The following is a 24663-nucleotide window of genomic DNA, read 5'->3' on the forward strand; positions in this document are numbered from 1 at the left end:
GTGGAAGGTGATGCCGGCGATGGTCCAGCGCGGGCCCTGGGCGGCCAGCCGGCTGCGGAACCGGGGCCAGTCGTGCGTCTCGCGCGGTGACCAGCCGAGTTCGGCGATCGCGGGCAGGCGCGGGAACAGCATGAACTCGATCTCGGCGCGGCTGGTGACCGTCTCGGTCCACAGCGGCGCCTCCACACCCAGCACCGCCTCGGCCGGTACGCCCCGCACGTGGGTCGCCGGATCCCACTCGTACGCCCGGCGTACGTCGATCAGACCGGCCCAGTCGTTCCCGATCGGGGTGTCCGGGGCGTACTTCATGTCCAGGTACGCGTGGTTGCCGGGGGAGAGGATCAGCCGGGCGCCCCGGCGTACCGCGTCGGCGGTCTCCGGGTCGTCACCGTTCGTGCCCCACCACTGCAGGACGCGCCCGTCGACGTGCTCGGCCGGGGCGAGCTGGTGCCAGCCGACGACTGTCTTGCCGGTGGCGGCGACCAGCCGCTGCGCCCGCTCCACGAAGGTGCGGTAGCTGTCCGCCGGCACCTTGAACGCCTCGTCGCCGCCGAGGTGCAGCCACGGTCCGGGCGTCAGCGCGGCCACCTCGCCGACCACGTCCGCGACGAAGGCGTACGTCCGCTCGTCGGCGGGGTCGACGAAGCTGAAGCCGACCTCGGTGCCGGTGTACGGCGGCGGCGCGACCTTGCCGGGTGCCAGTTCGGGGTACGCGACCAGCGCCGCGTTGGTGTGGCCCGGCAGGTCGATCTCGGGCACCACAGTCACGTGGCGGCGGGCGGCGTACGCGACGATGCGGCGGTAGTCGTCCCGGGTGTACCAGCCGCCTGTGCCGCCCCCGACCTCGGTCGCGCCGCCGACCTCGGCGAGCCGGGGCCAGGAGTCGACGGCGATCCGCCAGCCCTGGTCGTCGGTGAGGTGCAGGTGCAGGTGGTTGAGCTTGTAGCGGGCCAGGTGGTCGACCACCCGCAGTACGTCCTCGACCGGGAAGAAGTGGCGGGCGACGTCGAGCATGGCGCCCCGGTAGGCGAAGCGCGGCCGGTCGACGATCGTGCCGCCGGGCACCGCCCAGCGCGCGGCGGTCACGGTCGGGCTCTCGATCGGCGCGGGTAGCAGCTGCCGCAGCGTCTGCGCGCCGCGGAACAGCCCGGCGGGGGTGACGGCGGTGATCCGGACGCCGCCGGCGGTCACGTCGAGGCGGTAGCCCTCATCCCCGAGCCGCGCGTGGTCCACCGGACCGGAGGCGGCGGTCGCGACCGCGCCGCTGGGCACGGCGGCGTCCGCCGGCGACAGCGTGAGCGTCAGCGGGCCGCCCTCGGCGGTGTCGGCGACCGGGAGCGGGAAGCCGGTGGCCGGGCGCAGCCAGCCGGCGAGTTGTTCGGCCACGTCCCGCCCGGCGGCGCTGACCTGCAGCACCGCGTCCGCGCTCAGCGTGAAGTGACCGGCCGGGTCCGGGAGCACCTGCTCGGGCGCCGGCACCACGTCGCCCAGCCGGACCGGCGCCGGTCCGGCGAGCGCCCCGGCGGCCCGGCCCGCGGCGGCCCGGGCCAGCTCGGCCGCGGGAGCCGGCACGCCGGGCAGCGACACCGCGGGTACGTCACTGGAAGGGCTGGTGGGACGGGTGCCGGACGGCTCCGGCTCGGTCTCCGGGGCGGCGGGGTTGGTCGGCACGGCGACGCCTCCGAGGGGTGTATTCGCGCGGGATATGGCAAAGGTCAGGTTCCGCGAGATGCAGTGACGTCAAGAGTACGAGAGGGATCGGAATTGCGTGATCGTGCTCGTGGAAGCGTTCCCAAAAACCCGTACGAACGCGGATTGTGGTGACCGTTGTGCCGAAAGTCACCGAACGCTCCCAGGTTTCTCGAAACTCGCCTAGCCTTCGCCCCACCGACGCTGACGAGCCGGGATTACCGGTGGTCACTACCGGGGTATGTCCGAACTGAACCTTCGTTAAGTGTCAATGGCGCGCGTGGGAGGCTCTGGTGGCAGCGCACGATCCGGTCGAGCACAAGTACGTCTACGACTTCGCCGAGGGCAACAAGGATCTCAAGGATCTGCTCGGCGGCAAGGGGGCCAACCTGGCCGAGATGACGAATCTCGGCCTGCCGGTCCCGCCCGGCTTCACGATCACCACGGAGGCCTGCAAGGCGTACCTGACGACCGGGCGCGAGCCGGACGGCCTGGCCGCGCAGATCGAGGCGCACCTGGAGTCGCTGGAGCGCGAGATGGGCCGCCGCCTCGGCGACCCGGACGACCCACTGCTGGTCTCGGTACGCTCCGGCGCCAAGTTCTCCATGCCGGGCATGATGGAGACCGTCCTCAACGTGGGACTCAACGACCGAAGCGTGGTCGGCCTGAGCAACCAAGCGGGTGGGAACGACAGGTTCGCCTGGGACTCCTACCGGCGACTGATCCAGATGTTCGGCAAGACCGTCTGCGAGGTTCCGGGCGAGGAGTTCGAGCACGCGCTGGACGAGATCAAGCGCGCCAAGGGTACGCACAACGACCTCGACCTGGACGCCGACGACCTGCGCGGGCTGGTCGACGCGTACAAGCAGATCTTCGCCAAGCACACCGGCCGCGAGTTCCCACAGGAGCCGCGCGAGCAGCTCGACCTCGCCATCCGCGCGGTCTTCGACTCGTGGAACGCGGAGCGGGCGGTGCTGTACCGCCGGCAGGAGCGCATCCCGGCCGACCTGGGCACCGCCGTCAACGTGGTGACGATGGTCTTCGGCAACCTCGGTCCGGACTCCGGCACCGGCGTCGCGTTCACCCGCGACCCGGGCAGCGGGGCGCAGGGCATCTACGGCGACTACCTCGCCAACGCCCAGGGCGAGGACGTGGTCGCCGGCATCCGCAACACGGTGCCGTTGCAGGAGCTGGAGCAGCTCGACAAGACCTCCTACGACCAGCTGCTCGGCATCATGGCCCGGCTGGAGGAGCACTACAAGGACCTCTGCGACATCGAGTTCACCATCGAGCGCGGCAAGCTCTGGATGCTCCAGACCCGGGTCGGCAAGCGCACCGCCGCCGCCGCGTTCGTCATCGCCGGGCAGCTCGTCGACGAGGGCCTGATCGACCTGGACGAGGCGCTGCACCGGGTCAACGGCGCGCAGCTCGCCCAGCTCATGTTCCCGCGCTTCCAGCTCGACCACGAGTTCGAGCCGGTCGCCAAGGGCATCGGCGCCTCTCCGGGCGCCGCGTCCGGCAAGGTCGTCTTCACCTCGGCCCGCGCGGTCGAGCTGGCCGCCGAGGGCGAATCGGTGATCCTGGTCCGCCGGGAGACCAACCCGGACGACCTCAACGGCATGATCGCCGCCAAGGGCATCCTCACCTCCCGGGGCGGCAAGACCAGCCACGCCGCGGTGGTGGCCCGCGGCATGGGCAAGACCTGTGTCTCCGGCGCCGACGAGCTGGAGGTGAACGTCCCGGCGAAGAAGTTCACAGTGGGCGACCACGTGGTGAACGAGGGCGACGTGGTCTCGATCGACGGCACCACCGGCAAGGTCTACCTCGGCGAGGTGCCGGTCATGCCGTCCGAGGTGGTGCAGTACTTCGAGGGCGAACTCGACCCGGAGACCATCGACGACGCGCTGGTCCGCGCCGTACACCGGATCATGACGCACGCCGACGCCGCGCGGCGGCTGCGGGTACGCACGAACGCCGACACCGGCGCGGACGCGGCCCGGGCGCGGCGCTTCGGCGCCGAGGGCATCGGCCTGTGCCGCACCGAGCACATGTTCCTCGGTGACCGGCGCGAGCTGGTCGAGCGGCTCATCCTCGCCTCCGGCGAGCGGGAGCGGGAGGACGCGCTCGCCGCGCTGCTGCCGCTGCAGCGGGCCGACTTCATCGAGATCTTCCGCGAGATGGACGGTCTGCCGGTCACGGTGCGGCTGATCGACCCGCCGCTGCACGAGTTCCTGCCCCCGCTGGAGCAGCTCGCGGTGAACGTCGCGGTGGCCCAGGAGCGCGGCGAGGACGTCGCCAAGGAGGAGGCGCTGCTCGCCGCCGTGCGGCGGATGCACGAGGAGAACCCGATGCTGGGCCTGCGCGGCGTCCGGCTCGGCCTGGTCATCCCGGGCCTGTTCGCCATGCAGGTCCGCGCGATCGCGGAGGCCGCCGTCGCGGTCGTCCGCGACGGCGGCACGGCCTGCCCGGAGATCATGGTGCCGCTGGTCGGGGCCGTGCAGGAGCTGGAGACGGTACGCGCCGAGGCCGAGCGGATCATCGCCGAGGTGGTCGGGGACAGCGGCGTCGAGGTGCTGATCGGCACGATGATCGAGGTGCCCCGGGCGGCGCTGACCGCCGGGCAGATCGCCGAGGCGGCCGAGTTCTTCTCCTTCGGCACCAACGACCTGACCCAGATGGGCTGGGGCTTCTCCCGCGACGACGTGGAGGGCGCGTTCTTCTGGCGTTACCTGGAACTGGGCATCTTCGGCATCTCGCCGTTCGAGTCGATCGACACCGACGGCGTCGGCCGGCTGATCCGCATTGCCGCCGAGGAGGGCCGGGCGGCCCGTCCGGGGCTGAAGCTCGGCGTCTGCGGCGAGCACGGCGGTGACCCGGACTCGGTGCACTTCTTCCACGAGGTCGGACTGGACTACGTCTCCTGCTCGCCGTTCCGGGTGCCGGTGGCCCGGCTGGAGGCGGGCCGCGCGGCCATCACCACCACCGGTTCGGACTCCCGCTGACCGGGCGCGGGGCCGCCGGTGCTCGCCGGCGGCCCCGCGTACGCCCGGCGCGCCTTTCCGGCCTCCTCGGCGTAACCTGAGCTTCCGCCACGTGTCGATCAGGAGGGGTGGCCGCATGACCGCCGTCTGGGAGAACCTGACCATCGACGCCCGGGATCCGTCCCGGCTCGCCAGTTGGTGGGCGGAGGCGCTCGGCTATCAGGTGATCACCGACAAGCCGGCCGAGGTGGAGATCCGCCGGACCCCCGACACGATGCCCGGTCTCGTCTTCGTCCCGGTCGCCGGGCCGAAGGAGGGAAAGAACCGGCTGCACCTCAACCTGCGCCCGGCCGACATGGAGGCCGAGGTGGAGCGCCTGGTCGACATGGGCGCCCGGCACGTCGACATCGGCCAGGGGGACGTGGCGTGGACGGTGCTCGCCGACCCGGAGGGCAACGAGTTCTGCGTGTTGCGGGAGCGCGAGGAGTGAGCCGGTCTTGCGAGCCCCGCAGTCGCGACCTACGCGGTCCGGGAGCGCGAGGAGTGAGCCGGTCTTGCGAGCCCCGCAGTTGCGACCATCTGCCAGTCCGGGAGAAATGAGCGGCGACGCGGCCCGGCTGGTCGACGAGGCGCCCAAGGACACCGGGTACGGCCGGTCGCCGTTCGAGCGGGACCGCGCCCGCGTGCTGCACTCGGCGGCGTTCCGCCGGCTCGCCGCGAAGACCCAGGTGCACACCGCCGGGACGAACGACTTCCTGCGTACCCGGCTGACCCACTCGCTGGAGGTCGCGCAGATCGCCCGCGAGATGGGCGCCCGGCTGGGCTGCGACCCGGACGTGGTGGACACCGCCGGGCTGGCGCACGACCTGGGTCACCCGCCGTTCGGGCACAACGGCGAGTACGCCCTGGACGAACTGGCCGCCGCCTGCGGCGGCTTCGAGGGCAACGCGCAGACGCTGCGGGAGCTCACCCGGCTGGAGGCCAAGGTGTTCGCCCCGGACGGGCGTTCGGCCGGGCTGAACCTGACCCGGGCCGCGCTGGACGCGGTCAGCAAGTACCCGTGGCCGCGTCGCCCCGGCGAACGCAAGTTCGGCGTGTACGCCGACGACCGCCCGGTCTTCGACTGGCTGCGCGAAGGCGCCCCGCCCGGTGCCCGGCGCTGCCTGGAGGCCCAGGTGATGGACTGGGCCGACGACGTGGCGTACTCGGTGCACGACGTCGAGGACGGCATCCACGGCGGGTACGTCGACCTGCGCCCGCTGCTGGCCGACGCGGACGAGCGGCGGGCGCTCTGCGCCGACGTGGCCGCCGAGTACTCCGGGGAGGCGCCGGAGGACCTGGGCGAGGTGCTCGCCGACCTGCTGGCCGATCCGGTGCTCGCCCCGCTGGCGGCGTACGACGGCAGCCACCGCGCCCTCGCCGCGTTGAAGGCCACCACCAGCGTGCTCACCGGCCGGTTCGTCGCCGGCGTGGTGGCCGCGACCGAGCAGCGCCACGGTCCCGGCCCGCACCGCCGCTACGCCGCCGACCTGGAGGTGCCGCGCCGGATCCGGGCGCAGTGCGCGCTGCTCAAGGGCATCGCGCTGCGGTACGTGATGCGCCGTCCCGGTGCCGAGGACCGCTACGCGCGGCAGCGCGACGTCCTCGCCGGGCTGGTCGCGGCGCTGCTGGACCGGGCTCCTGACGCGCTCGACCCGGTCTTCGCGCCGCTGTGGCGGGACGCGGCGGACGACGTCGCGCGGCTGCGCGTGGTGATCGACCAGGTCGCCTCGCTCACCGATCCGGCCGCGCTGGCCTGGCACGCCCGGCTGGTGTCGTCGAGCCGACCGGGTCACCCCGGGGGCGGACCCGAGAACTTAGGCTAGCCTAAGCGGCATGACGGATCGCCCGAAGAAGCTCACCGCCGCCACGGTCGTCCGGACCATGCGGCCGACCCCGCACCTGATCCGCCTGGTCCTGGGCGGTCCCGAGCTGGCCGGCCTGCCGGTCGGCGCGTACACCGACCACTACGTGAAGTTCGTCTTCCCACCGGCCGGGGTGACCTACCCGTACCCGGTCGACCTGGCCACGATCAAGCGGGAGTTCCCGGCGGAGCAGTGGCCGCGCCTGCGCGCGTACACGGTGCGGGCCTGGGACGCGGCGGCCGGTGAGATGACCGTGGACGTGGTGCACCACGGCGACGAAGGGCTGGCCGGGCCGTGGGCGGCGGCGCTGCGTCCCGGCGACCGGGTGTTGTTCGCCGGGCCGGGCGGCGCGTACGTGCCGGACCCGGCGGCCGACTGGCACCTGCTGGCGGGCGACGAGAGCGCGCTGCCGGCCATCGCCGCCGCCCTGGAGCGGCTGCCGGCGGGCGCGGCCGCCAAGGTGTACGTCGAGGTCGGCGGCCCGGCCGACGAACTGCCCCTGACCAGCGCGGGCGAGGTCGAGTTGTGCTGGCTGCACCGCGACGGCCGTCCGTACGGCGAGCCGCTGGTGGAGGCGGTCCGGGCGCTGGAGTTCCCGCCCGGCCGGGTGCACGCGTTCGTGCACGGCGAGGCCGGCGCGATGAAGGAGTTGCGGCGGCTGCTGCGCGTCGAGCGCGGCGTGCCCCGGGGCGACCTGTCCATTTCCGGCTACTGGCGGCGCGGCATGGACGACGAGGGCTGGCGGTCCACCAAGCCGGCCTGGAACGCCGCCGTGGAGGCCGAGGAGGCCGCCACCGTCGTGTCCTGACGCGGATCCTGCGGCGTTCCGACCCGCCGGTACGCCCGGCCCGCCGACGATGGGGGCATGACGGGACAGGTGGGACAGCGGCCCGCGACCCAGCCGGTCGACCGGGTGGTGCTCGGCGCCGGGGTCGCCGGTGTGCTCGCGGTGGTGCTGTGGGGCGTGTTCGCCCGGGGCTCACTGGCCCGTTTCGGCGAGTCCGGCCTGGCCTGGACGGTGAGCACGTTCGGCTGGTTCTTCGTGGTCGCGGCGGACGCCTTCCTGGTGCTGGCGGTCGTGGTGGCCGCCTCCCGGTTCGGCCGGATCCGGCTGGGCGCCGACGACGACGAGCCGGAGTTCGACACGCTGGCCTGGATCGCGATGATGTTCAGCGCCGGCATGGGCATCGGCCTGGTGTTCTTCGCCGTCGCCGAGCCGATCCAGCACTACGCCGCGCCGCCGCCGGCCTCCGGCGTGGAGCCGCAGACCGGTGCCGCCGCCGCGGCGGCCATGCAGTACACGCTCTTCCACTGGACGCTGCACCCGTGGGGCATCTACGCGGTCGCGGCGCTGGCCCTGGCGTACTCGACGTTCCGCAAGGGGCGGGGCAACCGGATCTCGTCGGCGTTCGCGCCGCTGCTCGGCGACCGGACCGACGGCCCGCTCGGCCGGACGATCGACCTGCTCGCCGTCTTCGCCACAGTGTTCGGCTCCGCGACCAGTCTGGGGCTGGGCGCGCTCCAGGTGGCGGCCGGACTGGACCTGGTGGCCGGCGTGCCGGACGGCCGGGCCGTCGAGTTGACGATCATCGGCGCGCTCACGCTCGCCTTCGTCCTCTCCGCCTTCTCCGGCCTGCACCGGGGCGTCAAGTGGCTGTCCACCACGAACGTGCTGATCGCCGTCGTGCTGATGCTGTTCGTGTTCGTGGTCGGTCCGACCGTCTACACGCTGGAGGTGCTGCCGGCCTCGGTCGGTGACTACCTGAGCGGCCTGGTGCGCATGTCGACGCGTACCGGGGCGTTCTCCGATCCGGCCTGGCTCGGCTCGTGGACCATCTTCTACTGGGCGTGGTGGATCTCTTGGGCGCCGTTCGTGGGCACGTTCATCGCCCGCATCTCGCGCGGCCGTACGGTCCGCCAGTTCCTGGTCGGGGTGCTGCTGGTGCCCAGCGGCGCGAGCACCGTCTGGTTCGCGGTGATGGGCGGAAGCGCCCTGCGTACGCAGACCACCGGCACCCGGGACCTGGTGGCGGACGTGGGCGCCGGTTCCGAGCAGGCGCTGTTCGGGCTGCTCGACGCGCTGCCGCTGGCCACGCTGACGAGCGTGCTCGCCATGGTGCTGATCGCGCTCTACTTCGTCACCAGCGCGGACTCGGCGTCGCTGGTGCTCGGCTCGCTCAGCTCGCGCGGCGCGCTGCGGCCGCATCGCGGGGTGGTGGTGCTCTGGGGCGTGCTGATCGGCGCGGTCGCGGCGGCGTTGCTGCTGGCCGGAGGGCTGGCCGCGCTGCAACAGGCGACCATCCTGGTCGCGTTGCCGTTCGTCGTGGTGATGCTGGGCCTGGCCGTCGCGGTGCTCCGGGAGATGGCCGCCGATCCGATGCTGCGCGCCGGGCCCCGGCCCCGCCGCTCCGGCCTGGCCGCGGCGGTGAACGCGGCCCGGTCGTACGAGGAGGAGGATCCGGCCCCCGTCACGCGCTGGTTCCACAGCCGTCGCCGCTGAGTGGTGGTACCTCGATCTGTAGTAGGAGTGCTACATTCCGGGGCATGACTGCGGTCGAACTCCCGGGGGCCGTCGCGTCCCCCCGACTTCCCGACGAGGATCTCGTCCTCGACGTGCGGGACCTGCGTATGCGCTACGGCGCCGTCGACGTGCTGCACGGCGTCGACCTCACCGCCCGGCGGGGCGAGGTGGTGGCGCTGCTCGGGCCAAACGGCGCGGGCAAGACCACCACCATCGAGATCCTCGAAGGCTTCCGGGTTCCCTCGGCCGGCACGGTGCGCGTGCTCGGCACCGACCCGGCCCGCGGCGACGAGCGGTGGCGCGCGCGGCTGGGCGTGGTGCTCCAGTCCTGGCGCGACCACGGCAAGTGGCGGGTGCGGGAGCTGCTCGCCCACCTCGGCGACTTCTACGCGCCGTACGCCACCGACCGGAGCCCGCGCCCGTGGCCGGTCGACGAGCTGCTGGAGACGGTGGGCCTGACCGCGCACGCCGGCAGCCGGGTGGCCCGGCTCTCCGGTGGTCAGCGCCGCCGGCTCGACGTCGCGGTCGGCATCGTCGGCCGGCCGGAACTGCTGTTCCTGGACGAGCCCACCGTCGGGTTCGACCCGGCCGCCCGGCGTGAGTTCCACGAGCTGGTGCACCGCCTGGCCGACCTGGACGAAACCACGATCGTGCTGACCACGCACGACCTGACCGAGGCGGAGAAGCTGGCCGACCGAATCCTGATCCTGGCCGACGGCCGGATCATCGCCGAGGGGTCGCCCGACCAGCTCGCCCGGCGCGTCGCGGGGGACGCCGAGGTGCGCTGGACCCGCGACGGCGAGCGGTACGTGCACGCCACCGCCGACGCCACCGCGTTCCTGCGCGACCTGCTCCGCGAACACGGGAACCGGGTACGCGAGCTGGAGGTGCGCCGGGCCAGCCTGGAGGACGCGTACCTGGCGCTGGTGCACGAGGAGGAGACCGGCATCCGTACCGGCCGGGCCGAGCGGGTGTGGCAGCAGGAGGCGAACCGATGAACCCGACCACCAACGCGTTGCGGACCGGGCTGCGGCGCGGCGTGATCGAGCTGCGCGCGACGTTCACCAACGGCCAGGATCTCTGGACCTACTTCTTTCCCACGGTGGTGCTGCTGGTCGCCGTGTTCTGGATGCGCGGCTCGACAGTGCCCGGCACCGACTTCTCGCTCGGCGCCCGTACGCTGCCCAGCGCGCTCGGCATGGGCCTGCTCTTCGGCGGCCTGCTCGGGCTGGCAAACCAGCTCGTGATCGACCGGGAGGACGGCACGCTGCTGCGCGCCAAGGCCATCCCGGACGGCATGCTCGGCTACCTGGTCGGCAAGATCGTGCTGGTCTCGGCGGTCGCGCTGATCGGCGTGGTCCTCCAGCTCACACCCGGACTGTTCTTCCTCGACGGGCTGCGGCTCGGCGACCCCGGCGCCTGGCTCACGCTGGCCTGGGTGGTGCCGCTCGGGTTGGTGGCGACGCTGCCGCTGGGCGCGGTGATCGGCTCGCTGGTCGAGAACCCGCGCAACATGGGCCTGGTGGTGATGCCGATCTTCGGTCTCATCGCGCTGTCCGGCATCTTCTACCCGATCAACGGCCTGCCCGGCTGGCTCCAGGGCGTCGCCCAGGTCTTCCCGCTCTACTGGCTAGGCTTGGGCATGCGCTCGGCGCTGCTCCCGGGCGACCTGGCGGCGGTCGAACTCGGCGGCTCCTGGCGGCACCTGGAGACGGTCGGCGTGCTCGGCGCCTGGGCGCTGCTCGGGCTCGTGCTGGCCCCGGTGGTGCTGCGCCGGATGGCCCGCCGGGAGTCCGGCTCGCGGGTCGCGGCCCGGCGGGAGCGGGCCATGCAGCGGGTCGGATGAGAGGGCGTCGATGAGCGAGACCGTGCACAACCGCATCGCGGTGCTGCGCGCCGAACGGGGCATCTCCCGCCGGCAACTGGCCGACGCGCTCGGTGTGCACTACCAGACCGTGGGTTACCTGGAACGCGGCGAGTTCCGGCCCAGCCTGCACCTGGCGTTGCGCATCGCCGCGTACTTCGAGGTGCCGGTCGAGGTGGTCTTCTCCATCGAGCCGTTCCCGCGTATCGGCGACCCCGCGACGGCCCGTTCGGCCTGAGCCGGGGGACGGACGTGGTCGGCCACACGCCCGTCCCCCCGGCCGCCGGAACGTCGGTCCGGCAGGGCAGGATGTACGCCGAGGGGGTGGCGGTCATGGCGGGGCGGATCCGGGACGAGGACATCGCGCTGGTCCGCGAGCGCACCGCCATCGCGGACGTCATCTCCGAGGTGGTGACCCTCAAGTCGGCGGGCGGCGGCAACCTCAAAGGGCTGTGCCCGTTCCACGACGAGAAGAGCCCGTCGTTCAACGTCTCGCCCGCCCGCAACGTGTTCTACTGCTTCGGCTGCGGGGTCGGCGGCGACGCGATCAAGTTCCTGATGGACGCCGAGCACCTCAGCTTCGTCGAGTCCGTCGAGCGGCTCGCCGCCCGCGCCGGCATCCAGTTGCGCTACGTCGAGGACGACCGGTCCACGCCGCGTCCCCGCCCGCAGCAGGGGCAGCGGCAGCGCCTGGTGGCCGCGCACGCCGCCGCCACCGAGTTCTACCGGGCCCAGCTCACCACCGCCGGCGCCCGTCCGGCCCGGGAGTTCCTCGCCGGGCGCGGCTTCGACCGGGCCGCCGCCGAGCGGTACGGCTGCGGCTTCGCCCCCGACGGGTGGGACCTGCTCACCAAGCACCTGCGCCAGCAGGGCTTCACCCACGACGAGCTGGTCACCGGCGGCCTGTCCCGCCCGGCCCGCTCCGGCTCGCTGATCGACCGGTTCCGCCGCCGCCTGATGTGGCCGATCCGGGACATCACCGGCGACGTGATCGGCTTCGGCGCCCGCAAGCTCTTCGACGACGACGACGGCCCGAAATACCTGAACACCCCCGAGACGCCGATCTACAAGAAGTCGCACGTGCTGTACGGCATCGACCAGGCCAAGCGGGAGATCGCCAAGCAGGGCAAGGTGGTGGTGGTCGAGGGCTACACCGACGTGATGGCCTGCCACCTCGCCGACGTGCCGACAGCGGTGGCGACCTGCGGCACCGCGTTCGGCGGCGACCACATCTCGGTGCTGCGCCGGGTGCTGTTCGACAGCGACGAGCGGGCCGGCGAGATCATCTTCACCTTCGACGGCGACGCCGCCGGCCAGAAGGCCGCGCTGCGCGCCTTCGAGGACGACCAGCGCTTCGTCGGGCGTACCTTCATCGCGGTCAGCCCCGACAACATGGACCCGTGCGAGCTGCGCCTGGCAAAGGGCGACCTGGCCGTACGCGACCTGGTGGCCCGCCGCGAGCCGCTGGTGGACTTCGCGCTCCGGCACGTGATCAGCCGGTTCGACCTGGACACCGTCGACGGCCGGGTCGAGGCCATGCGCCGCGCCGCGCCGCTCGTGGCGAAGATCAAGGACCGGGAGAAGCGCCCGGAGTACGTGCGCAAGCTCGCCGGTGACCTCGGCATGGAGATCGAGCCGGTGCAGCGTGCGGTGCTGGCCGCCGCGCACGGGCCGCAGGCCGGCAGCGCGCCCGCCGCCCCGGCCCGCTCGCGCCCGGCCTCGCCCGCTGTGGACAGTCCGCGTTCCATGGTGGAGCGGGAGGCGCTGAAGCTGGCGTTGCAGGAGCCGGTGCTCGCCGGTCCGATGTTCGACGCGGTCGAGGCGACCGACTACCAGCACCCGGTGCACGTCGCGGTACGCGCCGCCGTGGCCGCCGCCGGCGGTGCGTCCGGCGCCACCGGCGGCGCGGTCTGGATCGAGCGGGTCCGCGACGCCTGCGACGACCTGGCCGGGCAGGCGCTGATCGGTGAGCTGGCGGTGGAGCCGCTGCGCATCGACGGCGAACCCGACCCGAGGTACGTCTCGATCACCATGGCCCGGCTCCAGTGGAGTTCGGTCACCGGCCGCATCCGCGACCTGAAGTCGAAGATCCAGCGGATCAACCCGGTGAGCAACAAGGACGAGTACTTCGCCCTGTTCGGGGAACTGCTCTCGCTGGAACAGCACGCACGGGCACTGCGCGAGCAGGCCGCCGGAGGTTTGTGATGGCTCTGTTCAACCGTCGGCCGAAACTGCCGTCGGCCGACCGGCCGCCGCTGGCCGCCGACGAGCGGGTGCTCGCGTGGGCCGCAGCCGGCACCGGCGAGGGCGGCAACGACGGCGTGCTGGTCGCCAGTAACCGCGGTCTCTGGCTGCCCGGCCGCGTCGACCGCCTCGGCTGGCACGACATCCTCAAGGCGGTCTGGTCCGGCCGCGAGCTGACAGTCACCCCGGCCGAGCCGGTCGCCGAGCGCGACGGTTACCTGGTGGTCGCGGACGGTCTCCCCGGGACGTACCTGCTCGTCGACCCGGGTGACCTGCCGCACCAGGTCCGGGCCCGGGTCACCGGCTCGGTGGCGTACACCTCGCACCACGAGGTGCCCGGCGGCTCCGGGCGGATCGCGGCCCGGCGGGTGGCCGGGGTCGACGGCCTGACCTGGACGGTCCGCTACGACCCGGGGACGCCCGCCGACGACGAGGCGGTGGCCGCCGAGACCGCCCGGCTGGTCGCGGCGGCGCGCGCCGCCACCGCGCCCGCAGACGCCTGAGGCCGCGCCACGCCCGGAGTCACGCGGGGTCAGGCACGTGGGCGGGCCCCGTCGAGGAAGAGCGCGACGACCCGGGCGGGTCCGGTCTCGTCGGTGAGGTCGGCGGCGCGGGCCAGGTGCAGGAACGCGTTCATCAGGAACTCCGGTTCGCCGGTGACGGCGCCCTCGGCCTTCGCATCGGCGAAGAACCGGGTCACCGGCGCCAGCATCAGCGCGACGTAGAGGCCCGAGACGTGCTCGCTGGTCCCGGCGGAGACGAGCGGCAGCGTGTCGTAGATGCGCTGCTCGAACGTGATCGCGTCGCCGTGCTGCCCGGCGGCGACGGTGGCGAGCGCGTGCAGCCGGTGCGCCACGTCGCCGGGTTCGGACAGCGCCGCCGAGATCCGGCCGCCGACGTCCCGGATGTACCGTTCCGCCACCGCGATGTAGAGGTCCTCCTTGCCGCCGGGGAAGTGGTGGTAGATGGACGGCTTCTGGATGCCGACGCTGCGGCCCACGCCGACCAGGGAGATGCCCTGGTAGCCGGTCGCCGCGAGCTGCTCGGCGAAGGCGTCCATGATCTGGGTGCGCGTGTCGGTGGGGCTCATCGGTTCTTTCTCGCGTGGTGGAGGGCGAGCGCGCAGGCGGCGGTTCCGGCGACGGCGAGGGTGACGATCGCCGCGACGCCGACCGGGGCCGCGGTGAGCGACGTGCCGCCGCCGAGCTGGCGGGCGGTGTCGACGATATAGGTGAGCGGGTTGACCGTGGCGATCACCCGCATCCAGCCGGCGAGTTGGTCGACCGGCGCGAACACGCCGGTGAAGAACGACAGGCCGAACACGGCGAGCGTGACCAGGTTGGTGGCCGGCGCCGAGGCCGACCGGATCGCGAGCGCCATGCTCAGGAGTGCGACACCGAGGCCCAGCGCCAGCATCAGCAGCAGCATCCCGGCGACGCCGGGCCAGCTCGCCGGCCGGTAGCCGATCAGTGCGGCCCCGGCGACCGTCACCGCCATCTGGAGTACGACGGCGATCAGCGCGGCGACGACCGGGCCGACGAGGAACGGCGTGGTGCTCCCGTGGGCGAGCCGGAGGCGGTCGAGGTAGCCACTGGTGATGTCGCCCAGCACCAGCGTGCCGGCGGCGCCCGCGCCGGTGGCGACGCCGGTGAGCAGGATCAGCGGCAGCAGGAACGCGATGAAGCTCGTGCCGTCCAGGTAGGTGCCGCCCACGGCGTCGAGCTGCCCGGCGTAGACGAGCAGGAAGAACAGGGACTGGGCGACCGGGGCGACGAGCAGCGCGGGCGTACGGAGCACGGCGCGCGTGGAGCGTCTGATCGCCGCGAGGACGACCGGGGCCGGAGAGCGGCGGGGTGGGGCGACTGCCAGCGGGAGCACGGGTTCGGGCCTTTCGGGGTGCGGTGGGGTCACGCCTCAGCGGGCGGCGAGGGCGACGAAGACGTCGTCGAGGGAGGGCTCGGCGAGGTGGAGCCGGGTGATCTCGGCGGCGGCGTCGCCGGCCTCGGTCAGGGCCTTCGCCAGGGCCCGCGGATCGTCGGGAACGCTGAGGCGTACCCGGTCCGGACGGTCGGGGTCGGCGCGGAACCCGGCCTCGGACGCGGCGGCGAACGCGGCAGCGGCGGCGGCGCCGGACAGGTCGAGCGTGAGCGTACGGGCGCCGACGCGCTGCTTGAGCGACGCCGGCGGACCCTGGGCGACCACCCGGCCCTCCCGGAGCACGGCGATGTCGGTGGCGAGCACGTCCGCCTCGTGCAGGTCCTGGGTCGAGATGAGCAGCGAGGTGCCGGCCTGGTTGAGGCGGGTCAGCTCGGTCCAGAAGTCGATGCGCGCGAGCGGGTCCAGGCCGGTGGTCGGCTCGTCCAGGATCACCACGGCGGGCTCGGCGACGAGCGCCACGGCCAGGTCCAGCTTGCGGCGGGTGCCGCCGGAGAGCTTGGCGACCCGGGCCGAGCGGTGCTCGCCCAGGCCGAACAGGTCGACGAGTTCCCGCGTGCGGCGTGCTCGCCGGCGGCGTCCCAGCCCGAGCGCCACGCCCTGGAAGTCGAGCACCTCCGTGGGGGAGGCGAGCGGGTCGAGCGCGTTCGACTGCGGCGCGAGGCCGATCAGGCGTCGCGCGTCCCGTGCCTGCGTGACGGTGTCGAACCCGCCGACGCGTACCGAGCCGGACGTCGGGGTGCGCAGCGTCGCGATGATCTCCAGCAGCGTGGATTTGCCGGCGCCGTTGTGGCCGAGCACGACGAAGCGGCTGCCCTGCGCGACTGTCACGTCGAGCGCGCGCAGGGCGTCATGGGTTCCGTAGGTCTTGGTCAGCGCGGTGGCGAGCACGAGCGGGGTCATGCCACCACCCTACCGACCGGTCGGTAGGGTGGCCAAATCCGGTTGTCGCCCTGCCCACCCACCGTTAGCGTCGCGGCATGTTCGCCACCGACCGGGTCCGCCTGCGTACGCCCACCCCCGACGACGCGCCGGACATGTTCCGGCTGCACAGCGACCCGGAGCTGCACCTGGTCACCGACGACGAGCCGTTCCTGCCGCACCACGTCGGGCAGGTCCGGGCCCGGCTGGAGAAGCGAGCCGCCGAGCAGCCGGAGGCCGCCGCTCCGGTGTCGCTGCTGGCCGAGACCGTCGCCGACGGCACGTTCCTCGGCACCGGCGTGCTCTGGGGCATCAACGCCTTCAACGGCTACGCCCACCTCGGCATCACGCTGCTGCCGGAGGCGCGCGGCCAGGGCTACGGCACCGAGGTGATCCGGCTGCTCTGCCGGTACGGGTTCCGCAACCGCAACCTGCGCCGGCTGGAGATCGAGACGCTCGCCGGCAACACGGCCATGCGGCGCACCGCCGAGAGGTGCGGGTTCGTCCACGAGGGCACCCAGCGGGACCGCGAGTACGACGGCGACGGCTTCACCGACCTGGTGATCTACGGCCTGCTGCGGCGCGACTGGACGCCGTAGCAGGCGTGGCGCCGCCCCGGCTCGGGCCGAGGCGGCACGGTTCCCGCGCTCAGCCGGTGCGGTAGAACCGCTGCGCGCCCGGGTGCAGCGGGATCGGCCGGGTCGCCGCGGCGCTGGACCGGTTGAAGTTCGCCGCCTCCGGGTGCACCTGGATCAGCTCGCCCTGCCAGGTGAACAGCACCCGCGTCAGGTCGTACGCGAGCTGCTCGGGCATGTCCGCCGCCACCAGGATCACGTTCGCCACAGTGATCGTCGGCGTCGGCTCGGGCGTGCCGTAGACCTCCTTCGGCAGCGTCGCTGTGGTGTAGACCGCGCCGAAGCGGGCGCTCAACGGCTCGATCAGCTCGTCGAGCGCCAGCAGGCGGAACGTGCCGGGGGCGGAGGAGAGCAGGTCCTTGACGCCGGGTGTGGGCAGGCCGCCGGAGAAGAACATGGCGTCCAGACCCTTGGCACGCATCCGCTTGACCGTCTCCGGCAGCGACAGGTTGAACCGCTGGATGTCCCGGTTCGGGTCGATGCCACCGGCGGTGAGCAGGCGCCCGGCGATGATGTCGGTGCCGGACTTCGGCGAACCGGTCGAGATGCGCTTGCCGCGCAGGTCGGCGAAGCTGCCGATCTTGTCGTCGGCGCGGACGATCACGTGGGTGTAGTTGCTGTAGACCCGGGCCAGCGCCCGCACCGGCTGCGGCTGCTTGTCGAACGCCCCGCGCCCGTCGACCGCGTCCGCCGCCGTGTCGGCCAGGCTGAACGCGATCTCCATGTCGCCGCTCGCCACCCGGGTGATGTTCTCCACCGACGCGCCGGTCGGCTCCGCCCGCGCCTCGTACCCGGGCAGGTGGCGGGTGATCAGGTCGGCGTACCCGCCGCCGAGCTGGTAGTAGACGCCGGTGGTGTTGCCGGTGGCCAGGAAGATCCGCCCGCCGTGCCACGCCTCCGGGGCGGAGTCCTCGGCCGCGCAGCCGGCCACCAGGACCGCCGTCATCAGCGCGGCCAGCAGCCGCAGCGGGCGGCCGGTCACCGTCGGACCGCCGGTTCCAGCGCCTCCGCCACCCGCTGCACCAGCGTCGCCGTCTCGTAGCCGATCTGGCCCAGGTCGCAGCCGGGCGCGGCCAGCACGCCGAGCAGTGCCCGCTCGCCCACCGCCATCACCAGCATGACCCCGCCGTCCATGTCGACGATCTGCTGACGCACCCGGCCGGCGGACATCAGCCGGGCCGCGCCCACGGTCAGGCTCGCCAGCCCGCTGATCACCGCCGAGAGCTGGTCGACCTGGTCGGGGGCGAGGTCCGGCGAGGACGCCAGCCGCAGCCCGTCCTCGGAGACCGCGAGCGCGTGCGAGACGTCCGGCACCTGCTCGGCGAAGTTCGCCAGCAGCCAGTCCAGGCCGGCGGAGGACGGTGAGGTCATGGTCTTCTCCCGTTGGGTTTGGTGGTGTTCGGGGCACGGCGGGTCGCGCTGGCCACCCCCTCGGCGAGGGCGGACAGCCGGGCACGTACCACTTCGGGGTCCAGCAGGTCGGTGGCCGGCGGCGGCGCGGTGGCGTCCGGCATCGGCTCGGGCAGGTGGCCGCCCACCTGCCGCCGGGGCAGCCCGGCGGCGGTGGTCGGGACGGGCGTCGGCGGCACACTCACCGGCCGGATCCGCGCCGTGCTCGGCGCCAGCAACGCGCCTCCGGGCGTGCGGACGGCGGCGACGCCGCGCACCGGGCCGACGGTCGTGGCGCTGGTGACGAGGCTGCGGCCGCCGGCCGCCGGCCGTCCGGCGGGCCCGGACTTGAACCAGGCCGCGGCGCGCGGTCGCCGCTCCGCGGCCGGCCGCGACGCCACCGACTCGACCCGGGTCAGCACCGATTCCGGTACGTCGACCTGCGCCACCGTGCCCGTGCCGGGGTTGTGCAACTGCACCCGGATCCCGTGCCGGGCGGCCAGGTGGGCCACCACGTGCAGGCCCATGCTGCCCGCCGCGGCGCTGGACAGCATGGCCGGCGCGGCCAGCCGCTCGTTGATCTCGGCCAGTCGGCTCTCGCTGACGCCGATGCCCTGGTCGTGGACGCGCAACATCAGCCCGTCGACCGTGCGCCGGCCGTCGACGACCACCCGGGCCTCGGGTGGCGAATAGACGGTGGCGTTCTCCAGCAGCTCGGCCAGCAGGTGCACCAGGTTGCCGGCCGCCGTGCCGTGCACCGCCGCGGTCGGCACGTCGATCTCCACTCGCGGGTAGTCCTCGATCTCGGAGGCCGCCGCCCGGACCACGTCGTCCAGCAGCAACGCGCCCTCGTGCCCGCGGCCCGGTTCGCCACCGGCCAGCACCAGCAGGTTCTCCCCGTTGCGGCGCAACCGGGCGGCGAGGTGGTCCAGCGCGAACAGACGGGCCAGCGCGTCCGGGTCGGTCTCCTCGCGCTCGAAGTCGTCGAGCAGCCGCAGCTGCCGGGTGATGAGCGTACGGATGCGCCGGGCCAGCGCCTCCGCCATCCGGGTCACGTCCAGCCGCAACTCGGCCTGCTGCCCGGCCAGCCGCAACGCCGCCCGGTTCACCGTGTCGAACGCCTCCGCGACCTGCGCCACCTCGTCCCGGCCCCGGCGGATCCCGTCGGTCATCCGGGTCGCCGGGCCCTCCGCCGGGGTCCGCTCGCCCGCCGCGATCGCGGTGATCCGCTCCGGCAGTTCCCGGTTGGCCATGGTGAGCGCGGCCACCCGCAGCCGGCGCAACCGGCGGCTGGTGCGTACCGCCAGCAGCACGGCCGTGACGAGCGACCCGAGCGCGACGGTGCTCGTCGCGCCCGCGGTCACCACCGCACGCAACCGGGCCGCCGCGGCCAGGTCCGCCGCGTCCCGGTCCAGCCCGTCGGTCAGGTCCCGGCCGAGCAGGTTGTACCGGCGGATCGCGCCGCTCTGCGCCACGTACCAGGCGTCACCGTCGGTCTTCACCGTGCCCGGCGCGCCGTCGGAGTCGAGCACGGCGTCACGTATCCGGCGGGCAGTGGTCACGTCGGTGCCGTCGACCAGCCGGTACCAGGCCCTGTTCGCCGGGGCGGAGGCGATCCGCAGGAACTCGGCCTGCCGCTGCTCCCGGGCACCCCGCAGCCGGCCCAGCCGGGCCAGTTCGCCACTTTGCAGTCCACCCCGGACGAACACCGCCCGCAGCAGGTCGCGCTCCAGCGCGGACAGGTGCTCCTGGGCGGCCACCGCGGCCACCTCGCGCGCCTGGTTGGCCAGCTCGGCGTCGCGGAGCTGGCTCGGCAGCGCGTCCGCGACCGCCAGCAGCGACTCCACCAGCGACACGTACGCCGGGTCGCCGCGCTCACCGGCCAGCGCCAGGTCCCGGGTCGGCGCGAGCTGCTCCAGGCGCCCGCGCGCGTCGTCCAGCACCCCGGCCAGATCCGGGGCGGCCCGGCGCGCGTCACCCTGCGCCGTGCGGTAGCGGTCCACCGCCGTGTCCACCCGGCGACGCTGCGCGTCCACGAGCGGGCGGCCGGACGTACCGCCGCGCTGGCGCAACGCGGCCGTCTCGCCCAGCTCGCGCTCCAGCTCGTGCACCAGCCGTACGGTCGCGGTGGCGGTGCCGGCCAGCACGCGGGCCCGGTCGGCGTCGGCGGACGAGTCGAGCGCGGCGCCGGTCTGCGCCGCCCCCAGCACGACCAGGCCGGCGGTGGCCACCAGGATCGGCGCCAGCAGTTGGACGCGGACCGAGCGGAGGCGTCCGGTGCGGTCCACGGAGCGGTGATGCCGGCGTACGCGGGCCGGGTGGGGCAGCGGCACGGGGGTCTCCGGGTCGGGTCGGTGGGCCGGGCCCGGACGCGCGTCCGGGCCCGGCCCGTTCAGGTCAGCTCGCGCCGAGGTCGCTCAGCGCCCGCTCCGCGCCGCGGTGCAGCGGTACCGGGTCGGTCTTGCGGGCGTTGCCCAGCTCGATGCCCTTCGCCGCCGGGTTCGCCTGGGCCAGTGCGTCCTTCTTCTCGAAGACCGTCCGGGTGATCGCGCAGGCCACGTCGGCGTCCAGGTTGTCGCGCACCAGCAGCACGTTCGGCACCACGATGGTGGGCACGTCGGCCGGGGTCCGGTAGATGTCCTTGCCGATGGTGCCCGCCTGGTACGCCGGGTTCAGCTCGGCCATCTTCGGCAGCAGCGGGCTGATGTCGACGAACTTCACCTTGTCGCCGGACGTGGTGAACAGGTCGGTGACCCCGCCGGTCGGCACACCGCCGGACCAGAAGAAGCCGTCGATGCTGCCGTCCTTCATGCCGTCGACGGTCTTGGTGAGGTCCAGCCGCTGCGCCTGGATGTCCTTGGCCGGGTCCAGCCCGGCGGCGGTGAGCAGCCGGTTGGCGATGACCTCGGTACCGGACTTCGGCGAGCCGGTGGAGATCTTCTTGCCCTTCATGTCGGCCACCGACGTGATCCCCGCGTCGGCGCGGACCACCACCTGCGTGTAGTTGTCGTAGATCCGGGCCAGCGCCTTGACCGGCTGCGGCGCGGTGAAGCTCCCCTTGCCCTGCACCGCGTTGACAGCGGTGTCGAACAGCGAGAATGCCACGTCGTACTGGCCGGCGACGAGCTGTTCGACGTTCTGCACCGAGGCGCCGGTCTCGGCGGCCGTCCCGGTGAGCTTGCCGTCGGTGGACTTGCTCAGCTCACCGGCGAGCGCGTTGCCGACGACGTAGTAGACGCCGGTGGCGTTGCCGGTGGCGATGCCGACCCGGGTGTCCTTTGTGACCTTGCAGCTGACCTCGCGGGCGGCGTCGTCCTTCGCCGCGCCGTCCTGACGGCCCCCGCAGCCGGCGGCACCGGCGGCGACCAGGACAAGTGCCCCTACGCCCGCCACTATCCTCGCGTCGATCCGTCCCACTCTCTCTCCTCCCCAAGGTCCACGGATTCTTCGACCGCCGGGCGGCCGGCGTGCCCGGCGGCGCCACGTCGGACGTACACGCCCGCGACCGCGAGCGCGGCGAGCGCCGCGCCGATCGCCATGGGCAGCGGTTCCAGCCAGAGCAGCACCAGTCCGGCGATCGCGCCGACGATCCGCTCCGGCACGCCGGCCGGGCCCACACCGGGCAGCCAGCCGCCGGCCGCGACCGCCAGCACGGCGACGCCCAGCGCCGACACCAGGCCGGCCGTCACGATCCGGCCCGGCCCGCCGATGCCGAGCAGCCCGAGACCGGTCGGCGTGACCACGAAGGCCAGCGGGATCAGGTACGCCGGCAGCGCGTACCGCAGGGTCTGCCACATGGTCGGCACCAGCCGGCCGCCGGTGACGGCGGCGGCGGCGACAGCGGCCAGCGCGGTCGGCGGCGAGACCTCGGACAGCACCGCGAAGTAGAAGACGAACATCGCCGCGGCGGGCGCCTCGACGCCCAGGTTCAGCAGCGCCGGGCCGATGATCACCCAGCCGATGACGAACGAGGCGGTGACCGGCACGGCGAGGCCCAGCAGGCTCAGCGCGACCGCGGCGAGCACCGCCGTCAGCGCCAGCACTACGGCCGGCTCCGAGCTGACCGCCTGCGCGCCGTCGATCAGCAGCGCGGCGGCCTGCGGCCCGAGTCCGGTCTTCGTGGTGGTGGCGGTGATGATGCCGGCCGCGGCGCAGACGGCGCTCACCGCGAGCACCCCGCGTACGCCGTCGCGCAGCGCCGCCACCAGCCGGGCCGGTGTGAGGCGGTGCCGCCGGTCCAGGAAGGACAGCACGGCCGCGATCGCGGTCGCGATGACCACCGCGCGCATCGCCGACGCGCCGAGCGCCAGCACCACGATGATCACGAAGAGCGAGAGGAAGTGGTAGCCGAAGCGGGCCAGCAGCCGCCACGCCGAGCCGGTTTCGATGACCACCGGCCGCACGCCGGAGCGCCGGGCGTCGATCTCGACGGAGAGCAGGATGCCCAGGTAGTAGAGGATCGTCGGCACGGTGGCCCAGCCGAGCACCTGGAGGTAGGACACGCCCAGGTACTCGGCGATGATGAACGCGGCGGCGCCGAGCGTCGGCGGCGACAGGATCGCCCCGACACCCGCGGCGGCGAGCATGCCGCCCGCGCGCTCGGCCGGGTAGCCGGCGCGGCGCAGGATCGGCCAGGTCACCGCGCCGATGCTGACGGTGGTGGCGGCACCGGAGCCGGAGACCGTGCCGAGCAGGAAACCCGAGGCGACGGCGGTGCGCCCGGCGGCCGTACGGGAGCGGCGGAACGCGGCGGCGGACAGCTCCACGAAGAACCGGCCCGCGCCGGACAGGTCGAGCACCGCGCCGTAGATGGTGAACAGCACGATGTACGAGGCGGCCACGTCCAGCGGGGTGCCGTAGAAGCCGCTGTCGGAGTTGTAGAACGCGTCGACGAGCTGCCCGAAGTCGAGCCCCGCGTGCGCCACCGGCCAGGCCTGCGGCAGCAGCCCGCCGTAGTAGCCGTACCCGAGGAACAGCACGCAGACCGCCGGCAGGATCCATCCGGTGGTACGCCGGCACGCCTCCAGCAGCAGGAGCAGCAGCCCGGTGCCGAACGCCAGGTCCAGCGGATCGAGCAGGCCCTGCCGGTCGAGGAAGGCGTCGTACCCGCCGCCACCGGCGCCGATCGTGACCGGCAGCACCGGGTAGAGGCAGACCACGAGCGCCGCGAGGGCCAGCAGCCAGTCCACGGGCGTCGGTCCGCGCCGGTCGTCCGCGTCGGTCGCCGTGCGCCGCAGCCGCACCCCCGAGGGGTACGCGAGGAACACCATCGGCAGGACGCCGGCCAGAAAGAAGATGAGGTAGTACTTGCTGCCCTGGGCCAGCGGGAAGAACACCTGCCAGAGCGTCAGCAGCCCGACCGCGACGGTGATGCCGGTGAAGAGGACACCGACCGGCCCGGCGAGCACCCGCCCCGGTTTCTCCTCCTCGAACCTGGCGGCCAGGTCGCGGGCGTCCTGGTGGGCCTGCTCCGGGGTCTGCTCCTGGTGGCTTTCGCCCTCGCCCGGGGTGTGGGTCTCGTTCTCGCCCGGGGTCGTGTCCTCGGGGCGGCTGCGCCGCTCGTCCGAGGTGTGGTGTTCGGCTCGGCTGTGGTGGAGCGTCTCGCCCGGCCCGTCGTCGGCCCACTCGGGGCCGCCCACGCTTCCTTCGTCCGGCGGCAGCGACACCACCTCGGCGTCCACGTCGGACCCCGGTCGCCCGCCGGACGGCGGCCGGGGTTTGGGGGGAGTCGCGTCGGAGGGGCGAACGGGCGGCACGAGGGGGCACGATACGCGAATAGCGCGCATCTTGGGAACATTGCTGATCGTGATTGCAATGAGTGACGAAATGGCGCTCCGCTCACTCGTGGCACCCATTTCTTGAAACTGTTTCGCAATGATGGTAGGTGGCCTCTGGGGGCTCACCCCCGATACCGTTTACAACGATGAAGAATGGACATGCCCGGGATGCTTGTCGTCACGCAACGTGTCCACTCAGGCGGGTTCCCGCGCCGCGGCGGTTCGCTCGGACAGCGCCCGTCGCACCGGCTCGCGCCGGATTGTGCGCGCTCGTGCCCGCCGCGTTCACCCGGGCGGGAAATGTCGGGGGAGCGCGTTCGCCGTCCAGCGTTTCCACGGTCCACTCCACTTCGCCGAGGTGGTGGCATCGGAAGACGGCCACGCCGTCATTTCGGTGCCCTGAAAATCCGCCGCCCATACACCGTGCCTCGCTCGCGCGCCTGCCGGCGGACGGCCGTCGAGCGGCCCTCGCCGAGTGGAACACCATGGGTGCCTACGGCCCTGTTTGACACCCATGCCGTTCCACTCGCCGTGACGGTCGTCGAGATCTCGGCGATCAGCGGTCGCAGTGAACGACGGCTCGCCGAGGTCTCGGGCGGAGCGCGGTGGGGTGCCGACGGGAGTGCGGCCCCCGCCTCCTTTGCTCTGCATCCATCGGCGCACATGGTTACGGAGCGTGTCTGTCGCGCGCGTGGCTGCAGAGCAAAGGGCGGCGGGGGACTGAAGGCGCCGACGGAGGAGGCGGCGGCAGAGCGCGGGCAGTGGCACGGCGAGCGCGAGCGGAAGTCGGGGGCGGGGCGGCC

20 protein-coding genes are annotated in these 24663 nt (G+C 73.3%); 11 read left to right on the forward strand and 9 right to left on the reverse strand.

What is annotated here, in order from left to right; all coding sequences use genetic code 11:
* Positions 1-1671: beta-N-acetylhexosaminidase (locus F8279_RS20365; protein WP_151500777.1), on the reverse strand; the 1671-nt coding region annotated here is incomplete at its 3' end.
* Between the two features lie 311 nt (positions 1672-1982).
* Here F8279_RS20365 and ppdK point away from each other — a divergent pair.
* The 10 genes from ppdK to F8279_RS20415 all read left to right on the forward strand — a co-directional run bounded on the left by ppdK (position 1983) and on the right by F8279_RS20415 (position 13706).
* A complete protein-coding gene (gene ppdK / locus F8279_RS20370) occupies positions 1983-4691 on the forward strand; it encodes a pyruvate, phosphate dikinase (RefSeq protein ID WP_091421641.1) in 2709 nt (902 codons plus the stop codon).
* Between the two features lie 115 nt (positions 4692-4806).
* A complete protein-coding gene (locus tag F8279_RS20375; RefSeq protein ID WP_091421638.1) occupies positions 4807-5160 on the forward strand; it encodes a VOC family protein in 354 nt (117 codons plus the stop codon).
* A 106-nt stretch (positions 5161-5266) separates the two neighbouring features.
* Entirely contained in the window at positions 5267-6535 is a 1269-nt protein-coding gene (locus tag F8279_RS20380) for a deoxyguanosinetriphosphate triphosphohydrolase (protein ID WP_091421634.1), read from the forward strand.
* Positions 6536-6545: 10 nt separating this feature from the next.
* Positions 6546-7382 (forward strand): siderophore-interacting protein, encoded by an 837-nt coding sequence (locus F8279_RS20385; protein ID WP_091421631.1) that lies wholly within the window; start codon positions 6546-6548, stop codon positions 7380-7382.
* 57 nt (positions 7383-7439) lie between these two features.
* Complete coding sequence (locus tag F8279_RS20390) at positions 7440-9074, forward strand: BCCT family transporter (protein WP_091421628.1); 1635 nt, start codon at positions 7440-7442, stop codon at positions 9072-9074.
* Positions 9075-9118: 44 nt separating this feature from the next.
* Positions 9119-10093 carry an ABC transporter ATP-binding protein gene (locus F8279_RS20395; protein WP_151500778.1) on the forward strand — a complete coding sequence of 325 codons (975 nt, stop codon included), beginning with the start codon at positions 9119-9121 and terminating at the stop codon, positions 10091-10093.
* On the forward strand, positions 10090-10941 hold the full coding sequence (locus F8279_RS20400; protein ID WP_091421623.1) for an ABC transporter permease: 852 nt from the start codon (positions 10090-10092) through the stop codon (positions 10939-10941). Before F8279_RS20395 ends, F8279_RS20400 begins: the two co-directional genes overlap by 4 nt.
* 10 nt (positions 10942-10951) lie before the next feature.
* Positions 10952-11197, forward strand: a complete 246-nt coding sequence (locus F8279_RS20405; protein WP_018787373.1) for a helix-turn-helix transcriptional regulator — start codon at positions 10952-10954, stop codon at positions 11195-11197.
* 71 nt (positions 11198-11268) lie between these two features.
* Positions 11269-13164, forward strand: coding sequence for a DNA primase (gene dnaG / locus F8279_RS20410; RefSeq protein WP_091421620.1), 1896 nt, complete (start codon positions 11269-11271; stop codon positions 13162-13164).
* A complete protein-coding gene (locus tag F8279_RS20415) occupies positions 13164-13706 on the forward strand; it encodes a hypothetical protein (RefSeq protein ID WP_091421616.1) in 543 nt (180 codons plus the stop codon). Before dnaG ends, F8279_RS20415 begins: the two co-directional genes overlap by 1 nt.
* 29 nt (positions 13707-13735) lie before the next feature.
* Here F8279_RS20415 and F8279_RS20420 read toward each other — a convergent pair whose 3' ends face one another.
* The 3 genes from F8279_RS20420 to F8279_RS20430 are packed head-to-tail and all read right to left on the reverse strand — an operon-like array spanning position 13736 to position 16041.
* Complete coding sequence (locus F8279_RS20420; protein WP_091421612.1) at positions 13736-14293, reverse strand: TetR/AcrR family transcriptional regulator; 558 nt, start codon at positions 14291-14293, stop codon at positions 13736-13738.
* Entirely contained in the window at positions 14290-15114 is an 825-nt protein-coding gene (locus F8279_RS20425) for an ABC transporter permease (protein ID WP_368668835.1), read from the reverse strand. The genes F8279_RS20420 and F8279_RS20425 overlap by 4 nt, the downstream gene beginning before the upstream one ends.
* Before the next feature lie 3 nt (positions 15115-15117).
* Complete coding sequence (locus F8279_RS20430; RefSeq protein ID WP_091421606.1) at positions 15118-16041, reverse strand: ABC transporter ATP-binding protein; 924 nt, start codon at positions 16039-16041, stop codon at positions 15118-15120.
* A gap of 77 nt (positions 16042-16118) precedes the next feature.
* Between F8279_RS20430 and F8279_RS20435 the strand changes: the two genes are divergently transcribed.
* Entirely contained in the window at positions 16119-16658 is a 540-nt protein-coding gene (locus F8279_RS20435; protein WP_013475555.1) for a GNAT family N-acetyltransferase, read from the forward strand.
* 49 nt (positions 16659-16707) lie between these two features.
* On the opposite strand, the gene F8279_RS20440 is transcribed toward F8279_RS20435, so the two are convergent.
* The 5 genes from F8279_RS20440 to F8279_RS20460 form a co-directional block, all read right to left on the reverse strand.
* Positions 16708-17676 (reverse strand): TAXI family TRAP transporter solute-binding subunit, encoded by a 969-nt coding sequence (locus tag F8279_RS20440; RefSeq protein ID WP_151500779.1) that lies wholly within the window; start codon positions 17674-17676, stop codon positions 16708-16710.
* Positions 17673-18065 (reverse strand): roadblock/LC7 domain-containing protein, encoded by a 393-nt coding sequence (locus F8279_RS20445; protein ID WP_091421601.1) that lies wholly within the window; start codon positions 18063-18065, stop codon positions 17673-17675. Before F8279_RS20445 ends, F8279_RS20440 begins: the two co-directional genes overlap by 4 nt.
* The gene (locus F8279_RS20450) at positions 18062-20416 is read right to left on the reverse strand and encodes a nitrate- and nitrite sensing domain-containing protein (RefSeq protein ID WP_151500780.1); all 2355 of its coding nucleotides are present in this window, start codon (positions 20414-20416) and stop codon (positions 18062-18064) included. The genes F8279_RS20445 and F8279_RS20450 overlap by 4 nt, the downstream gene beginning before the upstream one ends.
* A gap of 64 nt (positions 20417-20480) precedes the next feature.
* Positions 20481-21500, reverse strand: coding sequence for a TAXI family TRAP transporter solute-binding subunit (locus F8279_RS20455; RefSeq protein ID WP_151500781.1), 1020 nt, complete (start codon positions 21498-21500; stop codon positions 20481-20483).
* Positions 21476-23764, reverse strand: a complete 2289-nt coding sequence (locus F8279_RS20460) for a TRAP transporter fused permease subunit (RefSeq protein ID WP_091421591.1) — start codon at positions 23762-23764, stop codon at positions 21476-21478. Before F8279_RS20460 ends, F8279_RS20455 begins: the two co-directional genes overlap by 25 nt.
* Positions 23765-24663: the final 899 nt, after the last annotated feature.

Source organism: Micromonospora sp. AMSO1212t (assembly GCF_008868145.1).
Taxonomy (GTDB): Bacteria; Actinomycetota; Actinomycetes; order Mycobacteriales; family Micromonosporaceae; genus Micromonospora; species Micromonospora tulbaghiae.